Origin of the sequence: Kitasatospora sp. NPDC059795, assembly GCF_042732175.1 — a bacterium.
Taxonomy (GTDB): Bacteria; Actinomycetota; Actinomycetes; order Streptomycetales; family Streptomycetaceae; genus Kitasatospora.
This window is the reverse complement of the sequence record NZ_JBHWID010000018.1, coordinates 106,249-120,217: the sequence shown is the minus strand read 5'-3', so window position 1 is coordinate 120,217 and position 13,969 is coordinate 106,249. Positions and strand designations below refer to the sequence as shown.

Sequence of the window (13,969 nt, the reverse complement as noted above, 5' to 3'; positions counted from 1 at the left end):
GTCGTACAAATCGCCCATATGGTGATGAACCGGACCAGCCTCCACCGGAACCCGGCCCGGCCGACGAGCGGAGAACGCGCGATGGAGCAGGTGAACCAGGCTCCCGACAGCACCCCCCGGCGTCGCCGCAGCGTCCGCATGCTCGGCGCGACCCTGCTCTCCGGGCTGCTGATCGGCGGCGCCGTCCCCTACGTCACCGGCACCGACGGCAGCTACCTCAGCTACCTGGTGCTGGACGAGCGCACCGACGCCGAGGGCGCCGCGCACGCCGCCGACCGGGTCCGGTCGGCCGGCGGGCAGGTCGTCCAGGAGTACCCGCAGATCGGGGCCGTGCTCGCCTACGCCGGCGGCCGGTTCGCCGAGAAGCTCCGCGGCCGGCCCGGGACCGCCGCCGTCGGCGCCACCCGCACCGTCCCGGTGCCCTCGCCGCCGAGGCCGCTGGCCGGCACCGCGTTCGACCCCGGGCGGCCGACCGCCGACGCCGTCGAACGCCACGACGACAGCACCGCCACCGTCCCCGACCCCGGCGAGCACAGCGACTGGAACCTCGCCATGATCGGCGCCGTCGAGCGCCCCGCCGGACACGCCGCGCTGCTGCACCCGCCGCTCGACCGCCCGGCCGACCGCTCCGCCGACCGCACCGGCGCCGTCCCCACCGCCCAGCAGCTGGCCCAGGTCACCGTCGCGGTGCTCGACTCCGGCGTCGACGACACCCACCCCGACCTGCGCGCCGCCGTCGACCCCGCCGCCTCCGCGTCCTGCGCCGACGGCCGCCCCGACTCGCGCAGCGGCGCCTGGCGGCCCGACGCGGCCATCAACGAGAGCGGCCACGGCACCCACGTCGCCGGCATCGTCGGCGCCGCCCGCGACGGGCACGGCGTCACCGGCGTCGCCCCCGGCGTGCGGATCGCCGCCGTCCGGCTGCTCGGCTCGCTCGGCCAGTACTACGCCGAGAACATCGTCTGCGGCATGCTCTGGGCCGCCGACCACGGCGCCCGCGCCATCAACGACAGCTACTTCGCCGACCCGTGGAAGTACAACTGCCCCGAGGACGCCGACCAGGCCGCGCTGATCGCCGCCGTCGGCCGGGCCGTCGCCTACGCCCAGCGCAAGGGCGCCGTCGTGGTCGCCTCGGCCGGAAACGACGGCCAGGACCTCACCGCCGCCCGCCCCGACCACCGCAGCCCCAACGACCGCACCACCGGCCCCCCGCAGGACCGCGAACTCGGCACCGAATGCATCCGGCTGCCCGGCGAACTGCCCGGCGTGGTCACCGTCGGCGCCGTCGACCGCAACGGCCTGCCCGCCTCCTACAGCAACTACGGCCGCGGCCGGATCTCCCTCGCCGCACCCGGCGGCGACCCCGACAGCGGCACCGACGGCGCCGTCGTCTCCGACTGGCCCGACGGCAAGTACGCCGCCCTGGCCGGCACCTCGATGTCCGCCGCCCACGTCACCGGCGCCGTCGCCGTCACCGCCGCCCAGCACCCCGACTGGGGCCCCGAGAAGATCACCGCCGCGCTCGCCCGCGCCGCCGACGGCAACTGCGTGCAGACCTTGCCCGTCGGCTGCCAGGACCACGACTACTACGGCGCCGGCATCCTCGCGCTGCCGCACTGACCGGCCGGTGTGCGACGGCCGCTGCACTGACCGGCCGGTGCGCGACGGCTGCGGCGTCGGCCGACCGGTGTGCGACGGCCGCCGCACCGACCGGCCGGTGCCCGATACTTGGCGCATGAGGCTGACCGAGTTCTGGCGACGGATGTACCTGCACTTCGGCGAGACGTACGCGGAGTCCTTCGCGCAGGACCATGTGATGGCCGAACTCGGCGGCCGCACCGTGCGCCAGGCCCTGGACGACGGCTGGGAGGCCAAGGACGTGTGGCGCGTGGTCTGCGTCACCCAGGGAGTGTCATCTCGGCTGCGATGACCCGATTCGCCCGCCGGTGGGTGAGACTTGCTCGGTGTCCAGCAGTGCAGAGACCCCCGACCTGATGTCCGACGAAGACCTCCCCGCGAGCACCGCACCGGGCCCGCGCGACGGCGGCGACACCGCCGACCCGCAGCCGCGCCGCGGCGACTGGAGCAGCCGCTCGATGCCACGCTGGCTGCCCCGGGCGATGCTGCTCGCGCTGGTCTGCGTCGGCCTCTTCCAGCTCGCCGACTGGGCCTTCCACCAGTTGATCAACCTGCTCGTGATGCTGCTGGTGGCGTTCTTCCTGTCGCTCGCCATGGAACCCGCCGTGGACCGGATGGCGGCCCGCGGCGTGCGCCGCGGCCTCGGCACCTTCCTGGTGTTCATCGGCGTCGGCCTGGCCGTCGCCGGCTTCGTCACCGCGCTCGGCACCCTGCTCGTCGACCAGGTCACCCAGGTCGCCGGGAAGCTGCCGCAGATGCTGCACGACCTGATCGACTGGATCAACCACACCTTCCACACCGAGCTGTCCCTCGACCAGCTCCAGCACCAGGTGCTCAAGGACTCCGGCACCATCGAGAAGTACGCCCAGCAGGCCGCCGACAACGTCTGGGGCGTCACCGGCACCGTCGTCGGCGGACTCTTCCAGGCCTTCACCGTCGGCCTGTTCACCTTCTACTTCACCGCCGAGGGCCCCCGGGTGCGGCGCACCGTCTGCTCGATGCTGCCGCCCACCAAGCAGGCCGAGGTGCTGCGCGCCTGGGAGATCGCCCTCGCCAAGACCGGCGGCTACCTGTACTCCCGCGCGGTGCTCGCGTTGGTCTCCAGCCTCGGGCACTGGGCCTTCTTCGAGATCATCGGACTGCCGTACGCCGCCGCGCTCGCCGTCTGGGTCGGCGTCATGTCGCAGTTCGTGCCCACCATCGGCACCTACCTGGCGGGCGCGCTGCCCGTCCTGGTCGCGCTCACCGGCCGGCCGGTGGACGCCCTGTGGGTGCTCGTCTTCGTGACCGTCTACCAGCAGATCGAGAACTACCTGCTGCACCCGCGGATCACCGCCAAGACCGTCGACGTGCACCCCGCCGTCGCCTTCGGCGCGGTGATCGCCGGCGCCGCGCTGCTCGGCGCGGTCGGCGCGCTGATCGCCATCCCGGCCGCCGCCACCCTGCAGGGCTTCGTCGGCACCTACGTGCGCCGCTACGAGGTCGAGGACGACCCGCGGATCGACCGCGGCGAGGAGCGCCGCAGCCGGCGACGGGAGGCCGTGCGGCGACTGCGGCAGATGGTCTCCGGCGGGGAACCGACGGAGACGCCGCGCTCCGACCGCTGACCGGCCGCCTCCTCACCCGTCTCCCGGCCCCCGCCGTGGTTCTTCCGGCGGGAGTAAGCGGTTTCCCCCACCGCCGGGCTCTTGATGGGTGAGGAGGTGCTCATGGGGGACAAACAGAGCGGCCCGAACGACTTCCGGGCCTTCATCGTCGGCGCCTGGCCGTGGCTGATGCGGACGGCGTACCTGCTGACCGGCGACCAGCACGCGGCCGAGGACCTGGCCCAGTCGACCGCGGAGCGGACCTGCGCGGCCTGGTCGAAGGTGCGCCGCGCCGACGACGCGCACAGCTACGTGCGCCGGATCATGATCAACCAGCACGCCCGCGGCTTCCGGCGCCGGACACCGGAAGTCCTGGTCGACGCGGTGCCGGACGCGGCCGGACCCGAGGACGGGTACGCCCGCTCCGACCAGCGCCGGGTCCTGGTGGCGGCGCTCGCCGCACTGCCGCCCCGGCAGCGCGAGGCCGTGGTGCTGCGGCACTGGGAGGACCTCACCGACAGCCAGGCGGCCGCCGCCATGGGCTGCTCGACGGGGGCCGTGCGCAGCCACGCGGCCAAGGGGATAGCGAAGCTCCGGGAGACCGCGGGGCTGAAGGAACTGACGGACATGACACGAGTCGGGGGTGCGGTATGACTGCGGGGGAGAACGGGATGCAGGGCGCGGGCGGGGAACTGCCGGTCGAGCTCGGGCTCGCGGCGGCAGCGGCGGAGGTGACGATCGGCCCGGTGCCGGTCGAGGGCATCGTGGCCGGCGGACGGCGGATCCGGCGTCGGCGCCGCTCGGTGGTCGGCGCGCTCACGCTGGCCTCGGTGGTGGCGCTGGGCGGCGGCACGGCGGTGGGGCTGAACGGCCTCGGCGGGAACGGGGGGGCGGCGCAGGCACCGGCACTCCAGGCGGGCGACGGGCCCACGGATAACCCGTGCGAGTTTGTCAGGATGTCGTGGGGCCCGACAGAGATGGACTTCGGACCGACTTCTGGGGCGAGCTACAACTCGACGACTGGCCCCATCTGCGTGCCGGTCGGGACTCCGTCCGACGGGGGTGCGACGCCCGCCCCCGACGCCGGGTCGTCGGCTTCTTCGCAGGCGTCCTCGTCACCGTCGGTGCCGTCGTCGCCCGCGTCGTCCGGCCCGCGGGACCCGCTCCGGCCGCAGCGGGCGGAGCTTTCCGGGGGCGCCGTCGATGGCAAGAAGTGGACGCTCCGGGAGTCGCTCTGGCCGGCCGCCCCGCAGGAGAAGGCGTACGAGCAGGCGGTGGCGATCTGGGAGGAGCGGCACACGGTCGACCCCTCGCTGGAGAGGCCGACCGAGGCGTCCGTCCAGCACTCCTGGAAGCCCGACGAGGACATCGTCAACATCTACGCCGAGCTGGACGGCCGGCGGCTGAAGGCCGACACACTGAGCGGCTTTCCGGCGCCCGGGCACGTCTCCCCGCAGCAGGCGAAGAACGTCAGCGGCAGTGTCTTCGGCGCTCCGGGCACGTCCGGCGGGCTGCCGACCGAGCTCGCCGTGGTGGTCGTCGGACCGGACGTCGACAAGGTGGTGGTCGATTGGTCGGACGGGGGCAGCGGAGCGGCGGGCGTGAAGGACGCGCAGCTCGGCGGCTCCCCGTACCGGGTGGCCGTGGTGGAGGCGCGGCCCGGGCTCCACGTCGCCAAGTGGCGGTTCCTCGACAAGCAGGGCGTCGAGCTGCCGGACCCCGGTCTGCAGCTGCTGAACGGCTAGGCGCCCGCCAGTGCGGCCCCGCCCCAGCCGCTCGGGGCGGGGCCGTGGTGGGTCGGGGGTCTTCGATTGGATTCGAACGTATGTTCTTTGTACTCTTCGGCGCAGAGTTTTCCACAGGCCGAGCCCGCCCGGGCCCGATTGTCGGTGGGACGCGCTAGCGTCGATGACGATGAAGCGCAACGCACAGAACCCGAGGGTGGAAGCCATGGCAGGAACGGATCGCGAGAAGGCCCTGGAGGCCGCGCTCGCCCAGATCGAACGGCAGTTCGGCAAGGGCTCGGTGATGCGCCTCGGCGAGAAGGCGAACGAGCCGATCGAGGTGATCCCGACCGGGTCCACCGCCCTCGACGTGGCGCTGGGCGTGGGCGGCATCCCGCGCGGCCGAGTGGTCGAGATCTACGGCCCCGAGTCCTCCGGCAAGACCACCCTGACCCTGCACCTGGCCGCCAACGCCCAGAAGGCCGGCGGCACCGTCGCCTTCGTCGACGCCGAGCACGCGCTCGACCCCGAGTACGCCAAGAAGCTCGGCGTGGACACCGACGCCCTGCTGGTCAGCCAGCCGGACACCGGTGAGCAGGCGCTGGAGATCACCGACATGCTGATCCGCTCCGGCGCGGTCGACCTGGTGATCATCGACTCGGTGGCCGCGCTGGTGCCGCGCGCCGAGATCGAGGGTGAGATGGGCGACTCGCACGTCGGTCTGCAGGCCCGACTGATGAGCCAGGCGCTGCGCAAGATCGCCGGTGCGCTGAACCAGTCGAACACCACCGCGATCTTCATCAACCAGCTGCGCGAGAAGATCGGTGTGATGTTCGGCTCCCCCGAGACCACCACCGGTGGTCGGGCGCTGAAGTTCTACGCCTCGGTCCGCCTCGACATCCGGCGCATCGAGACCCTGAAGGACGGCACCGAGGCGGTCGGCAACCGCACCCGCGTCAAGGTGGTCAAGAACAAGGTCGCCGCGCCGTTCAAGCAGGCCGAGTTCGACATCCTCTACGGCGTGGGCATCAGCCGCGAGGGCGGCCTGATCGACATGGGCGTCGAGCACGGCTTCATCCGCAAGTCCGGCGCCTGGTACACCTACGAGGGCGACCAGCTCGGCCAGGGCAAGGAGAACGCCCGCAACTTCCTGCGCGACAACCCGCAGCTGGCCGACGAGATCGAGGCCAAGATCAAGGGCAAGCTGGGCATCGGTCCGAAGCCGGCCGAGGCCGAGGGCGACGCCCCCGCGGTGGAGATCCCGGCTGCGGCCGCGCCCGCCAAGGCCGCCGCCAAGAAGACGGCGGCCGCCGCAAAGGGCTGAACCGTTGACACGCCGCACTGACCACCCGGCACCGGGTCCGTCCGAGGACGGGCCCGGTGCGGGCGTATGGGGAGACGAGCAGAACGACGCCTCCGGCCCGCCGGACTGGTTCGCGGCCGCCGCGGAGGAGGAGGACGCCTCGGGGCCGCCGGACTGGTTCGCGGCAGTGGCCGAGGAGCCGTCGGCGGAGCTTCCCGCAGAGCTTCCTGCGGGGGAGCTGCCCGGGATGATGCGGGCGTCCGAGCTGGCCGGGGGGCAGCGTCGGCGGCGCAGCGCGTTGGGCGAACTGCCGGCCGCGGCACCGGCGGCGGAACGGCCGCGGCCGAAGCGGCGGGCGAAGGCCGAGCGGCCGGAGGGCGAACCGGAGCGGGCGGCCGAGCCCGGTGCGCGGGGGAAGCGATGCGGACAGGGGGCCGCCGCCGAGCAGGGGGATCCGGCGGAGCGGGCCCGGGACATCTGTCTGCGGCTGCTCACCGGAGCCGCCAAGTCCCGCAAGCAGCTGGCCGATGCGCTGCGCCGCAAGGAGATCCCGGACGAGGTCGCCGAGCAGGTGCTGACCCGGCTGGAGGAGGTCGGGCTGATCGACGACGCCGCCTTCGCCGAGGCGTGGGTGGAGTCCCGGCACGCGGTGCGCGGGCTCTCCCGGCGGGCGCTGGCGCAGGAGTTGCGCACCAAGGGCGTCACCGGGGAGACCGCGGAACGGGCCCTGCTCCAGGTCGACGCCGACGACGAGTCGGAGGCCGCCCGGGCACTGGTGGCACGGAAGTTGCGCTCCACCGCCGGGCTGGACCGGGACGTGCGGATGCGCCGCCTGGTCGGGGTGCTGGCCCGGCGCGGCTACTCGGAGGGCCTCGCGTTCCGGGTGGTCCGGGAGGCGCTGGACGCGGAGCCGGCGGACGGCGAGGACGACAACTGGTAGGCGGACAAACGGACATGATGACTGGCGATCGGATCGTCGGAGTCAATTCTCGATCGCATCTTGACCGTTTCGTAACCTCCGCCTAGCCTCGCACTCAGTGGCTGGACGATCGCGGAGGTCACCGCAGCGGCAGCGTGCGCAGGACGGGGAGTGGCCGGATGGGGATCGCTCAGGACACCGGAACGGGTTCCTCCCTGCTCCTGCTGCTGGCGGCCGGCGTGCTGATCGGCGCACTCGCCCTGGCAGTGGTCGGCGCGCTCCGGGCGCTGCGTCGACGCCGGGCCGAACTCGACCGGCGCGAGGCGTGGTTGACCGCCGAACTCCACCGCCTGCACCTGCACGAGGACGAACTCGCCGCGCGGGCCGCCGAAGCGGAGCGGGTGCGCGCCGAACTCGCCGAACAGACCACGGAGAACCGGCTGCTGCTGGAGCGCACCGCCGGGCTGACGTCCGCCCAGGCCCGCGACGAGGTGGTCCGCACCGCCGAGGCCGAGGCCCGTCGGGACGCCGCGCTGACCGTCCGGGAGATCGAACGGCAGGCGGTCGTCGAGGGCGAGGGCCGGGCCCGCGAGATCATCGCCTCGTCCGTCCAGCGGCTGGCCGCCGAACACACCGCCGAGACCGTCGTCACCACGCTCCGGCTGCCCAGCGAGGACATGAAGGGCCGGGTGATCGGCCGGGAGGGGCGCAACATCCGGGCCTTCGAGGCCGTCACCGGCGTCAACCTGATCGTCGACGACACCCCCGGGCTGGTCCAGCTCTCCTGCTTCGACCCCGTCCGGCGGGAGAGCGCCCGGCTCACCCTCGAATCGCTGCTCACCGACGGGCGGATCCACCCCGCGCGGATCGAGGAGGCGCACGAGCGCAGCCGCAGCGAGGTCCAGCGGCTCTGCATCCGGGCCGGGGAGGACGCGCTGCTCACCGTCGGCATCGGCGCCGCCGGCGAGATGGAGCCCGAACTGGTCCGCACCCTGGGGACGTTGCGCTACCGCACCTCCTACGGGCAGAACGTGCTCGGGCACCTGGTGGAGTCCGCGCACCTGGCCGGGATGATGGCCGCGGAACTCGGCGTCGACCCGGAGCCGGTGCGGCGCGCCGCGCTGCTGCACGACATCGGCAAAGCCCTCAGCCACCAGGTGGCGGGCAGCCACGCCCTGATCGGCGCGGAATTCGCCCGCCGGCACGGGGAGTCGGCGGAGGTCGTCCACGCGATAGCGGCCCACCACGGCGAAGTGGAGGCCAAGACCGTCGAGGCGGTGCTCACCCAGGCTGCGGACGCCTGCTCGGCGGGGCGACCCGGCGCGCGGAAGGAATCCGTGGAGGCGTACGTCCGGCGGCTGGAGCGGCTGGAGGAGATCGCGCGGGCGCACGACGGGGTCACCAAGGTCTACGCGATGCAGGCCGGACGGGAGGTCCGGGTCATGGTGCAGCCGGAGATGGTCGACGACGTGCGCGCGCAGGAGATCGCGCGGGAGGTGGCCCGCCAGGTGCGGGAGGAACTGACCTACCCGGGGCAGATCAGGATCACGGTGGTGCGGGAGTCGCGCGCGACGGAGTTCGCGCGCTAGCCCCGTCGGGGCGCGATCACGTGCAGGTCATTGTCCGGCGTCGCGATCTCACCGACCGGTGTCTTCCGCTTCGCGCAGTTCCCCGCGCCCCTGGTGGTGCTCCACCGTTTCCTGTGCGGCGAACGGGGCTGTCAGGGTGTGGAGTTTTTCGGGGTGGAGGCCGGGGGTGGTGCCGAGGAGGTGGCCGTCGGGGCGGACGAGGAGGACGGTGTGGGGGGTGGCGCCGGGGTAGGCGTCGGTGACCAGGACTTCGGTGGGGACGGGGAGGGCGTCGGCGAGTTCGGTGAGGCGGGGCATCAGGCCGGCGCCGAGCCAGTGTTCGGCGGACCAGACGGTGGTGCCGGGGGCGACCAGGACGAGCAGGAACGCGGTGCCGAGGCGGGCCCGGAGGGTGTCCGCGGTGCCGTCGGCGGTGACCACGGGCAGGTCGGGGACGAGAACGCCGGGGGCGGTCGGGGCGAGCTGTTCGGTGAGTGAGGTGCCGCGGCTGCCGCGCTGCTCGGGGACGCGGGGGGCGACACCGGAGGGCGTCGCGGGGTAGGCGGGGGCGCCGCCGAAGCGGCCGGTGCCGAGGTGGCCGTCGGCGAGCAGCGGGGCGTGCTTGCGGAAGGAGCCGGAGATGAGCGAGCGCCGGGTCTGGGCCCAGCCGCGCAGCGGGCGGAGCAGCGGCATGGTCTGGTCGACGGCGCGCAGCCGGGCGCCGACCGCGCCGCGGCGTTCGTTCTCGTAGCCGTCGAGCAGGGCGCTCTCGGCGGGGGCGTCGGTGGGCGGCAGGTGCCAGGCGAGGGCGAGTCGCCAGGCGAGGTTGTCGGCGTCGCGCAGGCCGTCGGCGAGGTTCTGCATGCCGAGGGCGCCGTGCAGGTGGGCGGCGTCGCCGGCGAGGAAGCAGCGGCCGGCGCGGAAGCGGCCGGCGAGGCGCTGCTGGTAGGTGTGGTCGGCGGCGGCGAGCAGTTGGTGGGGCGGGAGTTCGCCGCACCAGCCGGTGAGCGCGGAGGTGACCCGGGTGAGCAGGGTGTCGCCGGTGACGATGCCGGGCCAGGTGGCGTGCGGGTCGACGGGTTCGGTGGGCTGGGGGCGGCCGGGCGGCAGTCGCCAGTCGAGTCGCCACAGGCCGTCGGGCAGTGGGCGGGCGGAGGCTTCGCGGTCGCCGCGCCACGGGGGTTCGCGGTGCAGCCGGGCCTCGCCGGGGAACGGCAGGTCGACGCGGACGGTGGCGACGGCGTGCCGGTCGACGGCGGGCCGGCCGGGGAAGCGGACCTTGAGGAGTTTGCGGACGGTGGACCGGGCGCCGTCGCAGCCGACCAGGTGGCTGCCGCGCCAGCTGGTCCCGCCGTCGGCGGCGGAGGCGGTGCGGACGGTCACGCCGTCGCGGTCCTGGGTGAGTTCGACCACCCGGTGCCGCGGGGTGAGGCGGATCAGCGGGGTGGCGGTGGCGGCGTCGCGCAGGCCGCGCTGGAGGCGGTGCTGGGCGAGGTGCAGGACCGGGTTGTCGTCGAGCGGCAGGCGCAGCACCTCGGCGCGGCGGCGCCAGATGGTGAAGGCGTCCCAGCGGGCGGCGTCGGAGCCGACCAGGGTGTAGCCGATGCGGGCGAGGAAGGCGGCGGTGTCGGGGCCGAGGACGACGGTGCGGGGGCTTTCCGGGCAGACGCCGGCGCCCTCGTCGAGGACCACGCTGGGAACGTCGTTGCGGGCCAGGGCGAGGGCGAGGGCGAGGCCGACCGGCCCGGCCCCGACGATGATCACTGGATCCATGTCGGGGCCTTCCGGCCGGCGGGGCCGGCCGTTGTTCCGTCAGTTGCCGGGCGGGAGCTCCCAGGTGGTGTCACGAAGAGCAATGCAACAGATCACCTGGGTGTCCGTCAAGCAGCGGTTGTGCTGCGGCGGCTCGCGCCGCGGCGGCCGCGGGACTCGATCCAGTGGGCGAGGCCGGTGAGGGCGAGGCACAGCAGGATGTACAGCGGGGTGCCGACCAGGACGACGGGGATGTACGGGTAGCCGTCCGAGTTGGAGGCGATCAGCTTCATCTCCCACAGCAGCTCGGGGTAGGTGATGATGTAGCCGAGCGAGGTGTCCTTGAGGGTGACGACCAGCTGTCCGATGATCGCCGGGAGCATCGAGCGGACCGCCTGCGGGACCAGGATCAGGCCCATCACCTGGGTCTTGCGCAGGCCCAGCGCGTAGGCGGCCTCGGCCTGTCCGCGCGGGACGGCGTTGATGCCGGAGCGGATGATCTCGGCCTGCACGGCGCCGTTGTAGAGGCTCAGGCCGATCACCAGCGCCCACATCGGCTGGGCGCCGAACGCGGCCTGGTACAGCGCGAAGATCATGATGATCAGCGGCATGGCCCGGAAGAACTGGACCACCGCGGTGCAGGCGATCCGCACCGGGAAGTGGTCGGAGAGCCGGCCGGCGGCGAGCAGCGCGCCGAGCACCAGCGAGCCGACCGCGGACAGGCCGAAGACCTTCAGGGTGGCCAGCGCGCCGTTGACGATGCGCTGCTGGACGGCCGTGTACTCGAACGGCGACCACAGCTGGGAGTCGAACTGCCCGGCGTCGTTCAGGCTGCTGATGATGTACCAGAGCAGCGCGGCGATGCCGACGGCGCCGGCCACGCCGAGTATCAGGTTGCGGGTCCGGGCCCGGGGGCCGGGGACGTCGTACAGGACGGAGGCACCACGGGTGCTCATCGGGCCACCGCCACTCGACGCTCAAGGGTGGAGAACAGGGCATTGATGCTGAAGCTGATCGCCAGGTAGGCGAGCGCGATCCAGAAGAAGATCTCGAAGATGCCGTAGCTCATCTCGGTGAAGTGCTTCTGGACGGCGAACAGTTCGACCACGTTGAAGGCGCCCGCGATGGCCGAGTTGCGGGGCAGGGCGATGAACACCGAGCCCATCGGGGAGATCACCGAGCGGACCGCCTGCGGCAGCACCACCAGGCCGAGGGTCTGGCCGAAGCCCATGCCGAGCGAACGGGCGGCCTCGGCCTGCCCGAGCGGCACGGTGTTGATGCCGGCCCGCAGCACCTCGCAGACGAAGCTGCCGGTGTAGGCGCTGAGCGCGATCACCGCGGCGGTGAAGCTGCTGATGTGCACGTTCAGCTGCGGCAGCACGAAGGTCACCGCGAAGAACAGCAGGGTCAGCGGGGTGTTGCGGAAGATCATCACCCAGGCGGTGGCGAACCACCGCAGGACGGGGACGGGCGAGACCCGGAAGGCCGCCAGCACGAAGCCCAGGAGCAGCGCGAACAGGGCACTGAGCGCGCTCAGTTCGATCGTTCGCAGGAAACCCTCGGCGAATTTCGAGAAGTTGTCGCCCTCGAATATCAGTCCCATGCCGGCGGCCCTCCTTTCTCAGTCAGTCGGTGTGTCCGGGCGTCAGCCCGCGATCGGGTCCAGGGCCGGGACGCTCGGGGCGGCGGAGCCGGACAGGCCGAGGGTGGCGTCGTACGCCTTCTTCCAGTCGCCGTTGTCCTCGTGCGCCTTCAGGGCGTCGTTGATCGCCTTCTGCAGCGCCGCGTCGGACTTGTTCAGGCCGACGCCGTAGCGCTCCTCGGTGAAGGGGGTGCCGACGACCTTGAGCTTGCCCTGGTTCTTGGCGGCGAAGCCCTTGAGGATCGAGTCGTCGGTGGTGACCGCGTCGACCTCCTTGGTCAGCAGCTTCTCCACGCAGAGCGAGTAGCTCTCGAACTGGGTGACCTTGGCGCCGAACTTCTGGATGCCGCCGACCGAGGTCGAGCCGGTGGCGGTGCAGACCGACTTGTCCTTGACGGACTCGGAGCCGGTGATGTCGGTGTTGTCCTTGTTCACCAGCAGCGACTGGCCGGCGATGTAGTACGGGCCGCCGAACGCGACGCCCTTGCCCTTGCGGCCGTCGGTGATCGAGTAGGTGCCGACGTAGTAGTCGATCTGGCCGCCGGTGATCGCGGTCTCACGGTTGCTGGAGTTGATGGTCTGCCACTCGATCTGGTCGGCCGAGAAGCCGAGGTCGGCGGCGATCATCTTGGCGATCTCGATGTCGAAGCCGCTGCGCTTGCCGGTCTGCACGTCCTCGAAGCCGAGGAACGGCTGGTCGGCCTTGGCGCCGATCTTCAGCTTGCCGCGCTTCTTGGCCTCGGCCCACACCGGGGAGCCGTCCAGCTTCGCGTCGGTCTTGACGGTGTAGGTCGGCAGCTGCGGGGCGGCCGAGCCGCCGGCGGCGGTGGGGGTGTCGCTCGGGGAGCCGTCCTTGCCACAGGCGGCGACCGCCGTCAGGGCGAGGACGGACAGGGCGGCGGCAACGGTACGACGGGCCTTCATCGGTCGTTCTTCTCCTCGATAGGGGCCACGGCGGGGTCCGGGCCACTGCGAATTGACGCTACTGACGCTTGATCGACAGCGGGAGTCAGTGCTGCAGGATCTTGGACAGGAAGTCCTTGGCACGGTCGGTGCGCGGCGCGGTGAAGAAGGCGTCGGGGGTGTTCTCCTCGACGATCCGGCCGTCCGCCATGAACAGCACGCGGTTGGCCGCGGAGCGGGCGAAGCCCATCTCGTGGGTGACCACGACCATGGTCATGCCCCGCGCGGCGAGCGAACGCATCACCTCCAGCACCTCGTTGACCATCTCCGGGTCGAGCGCGGAGGTCGGCTCGTCGAAGAGCATCACCTTCGGGTCCATCGCCAGCGCACGGGCGATCGCCACGCGCTGCTGCTGGCCGCCGGACAGCTGCGAGGGGTACTTGTCGGCCTGGGCGCCGACGCCCACCCGCTCCAGCAGCTCGCGGGCCGTCGACTCGGCCTCCGCCTTGGCGACCTTGCCCACCTTCACCTGGGCGAGCACCACGTTCTCCAGCACGGTCTTGTGCGAGAACAGGTTGAACGACTGGAACACCATGCCCACCTGGGCACGCAGCTTGGCCAGTTCGCGGCCCTCGGCGGGCAGCGGCTTGCCGTCCACCTCGATCGAGCCGGAGTCGATGGTCTCCAGCCGGTTGATGGTGCGGCACAGCGTCGACTTGCCGGAGCCGGACGGGCCGATCAGTACGACGACCTCGCCCTGGGCTATCTCCAGGTCGATGTCCTGCAGCACGTGCAGGGCGCCGTAGTGCTTGTTCACCCCGCGAAGGGCCACCAGCGGCGCGGCATCGCGCAGCTCGGCACTGTTCTCGGTCATCGCCGTCCGCTCCCTCGTCCTCCGAACCCGGGGCCAACTCGCGTGGTCCGCAGAGCCGGT

13 protein-coding genes are annotated in these 13,969 nt (G+C 72.5%); 8 read left to right on the top strand and 5 right to left on the bottom strand.

Annotation, left to right across the window (positions count from 1 at the left end; translation table 11 throughout):
* The first annotated feature begins 81 nt into the window (after window positions 1–81).
* The 8 genes from ACFV4P_RS30155 (at window position 82) to rny (ending at window position 8,759) form a co-directional block, all read left to right on the top strand.
* Window positions 82–1,620 carry a S8 family serine peptidase gene (locus tag ACFV4P_RS30155; RefSeq protein WP_380476500.1) on the top strand — a complete coding sequence of 513 codons (1,539 nt, stop codon included), beginning with the start codon at window positions 82–84 and terminating at the stop codon, window positions 1,618–1,620.
* Window positions 1,621–1,735: 115 nt separating this feature from the next.
* The gene (locus ACFV4P_RS30150; protein WP_073817625.1) at window positions 1,736–1,930 is read left to right on the top strand and encodes a DUF3046 domain-containing protein; all 195 of its coding nucleotides are present in this window, start codon (window positions 1,736–1,738) and stop codon (window positions 1,928–1,930) included.
* Window positions 1,931–1,964: 34 nt separating this feature from the next.
* On the top strand, window positions 1,965–3,245 hold the full coding sequence (locus ACFV4P_RS30145; protein ID WP_380476497.1) for an AI-2E family transporter: 1,281 nt from the start codon (window positions 1,965–1,967) through the stop codon (window positions 3,243–3,245).
* A gap of 102 nt (window positions 3,246–3,347) precedes the next feature.
* Window positions 3,348–3,878: a SigE family RNA polymerase sigma factor gene (locus ACFV4P_RS30140; RefSeq protein ID WP_380476495.1), complete on the top strand. Its 531-nt coding sequence runs from the start codon at window positions 3,348–3,350 to the stop codon at window positions 3,876–3,878.
* A complete protein-coding gene (locus ACFV4P_RS30135) occupies window positions 3,875–4,969 on the top strand; it encodes a hypothetical protein (RefSeq protein ID WP_380476493.1) in 1,095 nt (364 codons plus the stop codon). The genes ACFV4P_RS30140 and ACFV4P_RS30135 overlap by 4 nt, the downstream gene beginning before the upstream one ends.
* 205 nt (window positions 4,970–5,174) lie before the next feature.
* Complete coding sequence (recA, locus tag ACFV4P_RS30130; protein ID WP_380476491.1) at window positions 5,175–6,272, top strand: recombinase RecA; 1,098 nt, start codon at window positions 5,175–5,177, stop codon at window positions 6,270–6,272.
* 4 nt (window positions 6,273–6,276) lie between these two features.
* Window positions 6,277–7,191, top strand: a complete 915-nt coding sequence (locus ACFV4P_RS30125) for a regulatory protein RecX (protein WP_380476489.1) — start codon at window positions 6,277–6,279, stop codon at window positions 7,189–7,191.
* 158 nt (window positions 7,192–7,349) lie between these two features.
* On the top strand, window positions 7,350–8,759 hold the full coding sequence (gene rny, locus ACFV4P_RS30120) for a ribonuclease Y (protein ID WP_380476487.1): 1,410 nt from the start codon (window positions 7,350–7,352) through the stop codon (window positions 8,757–8,759).
* Between the two features lie 48 nt (window positions 8,760–8,807).
* Here the strand turns inward: rny and ACFV4P_RS30115 are convergent, their stop codons facing one another.
* The 5 genes from ACFV4P_RS30115 to ACFV4P_RS30095 form a co-directional block, all read right to left on the bottom strand.
* Window positions 8,808–10,511: an FAD-dependent monooxygenase gene (locus ACFV4P_RS30115; protein ID WP_380476485.1), complete on the bottom strand. Its 1,704-nt coding sequence runs from the start codon at window positions 10,509–10,511 to the stop codon at window positions 8,808–8,810.
* 107 nt (window positions 10,512–10,618) lie between these two features.
* Window positions 10,619–11,446 carry an amino acid ABC transporter permease gene (locus tag ACFV4P_RS30110; RefSeq protein WP_380476483.1) on the bottom strand — a complete coding sequence of 276 codons (828 nt, stop codon included), beginning with the start codon at window positions 11,444–11,446 and terminating at the stop codon, window positions 10,619–10,621.
* Complete coding sequence (locus ACFV4P_RS30105) at window positions 11,443–12,093, bottom strand: amino acid ABC transporter permease (RefSeq protein WP_380476481.1); 651 nt, start codon at window positions 12,091–12,093, stop codon at window positions 11,443–11,445. The genes ACFV4P_RS30110 and ACFV4P_RS30105 overlap by 4 nt, the downstream gene beginning before the upstream one ends.
* Window positions 12,094–12,135: 42 nt before the next feature.
* Window positions 12,136–13,056, bottom strand: a complete 921-nt coding sequence (locus ACFV4P_RS30100) for a glutamate ABC transporter substrate-binding protein (protein ID WP_380476479.1) — start codon at window positions 13,054–13,056, stop codon at window positions 12,136–12,138.
* 85 nt (window positions 13,057–13,141) lie between these two features.
* Window positions 13,142–13,870 (bottom strand): amino acid ABC transporter ATP-binding protein, encoded by a 729-nt coding sequence (locus ACFV4P_RS30095; protein WP_380476544.1) that lies wholly within the window; start codon window positions 13,868–13,870, stop codon window positions 13,142–13,144.
* Window positions 13,871–13,969: the final 99 nt, after the last annotated feature.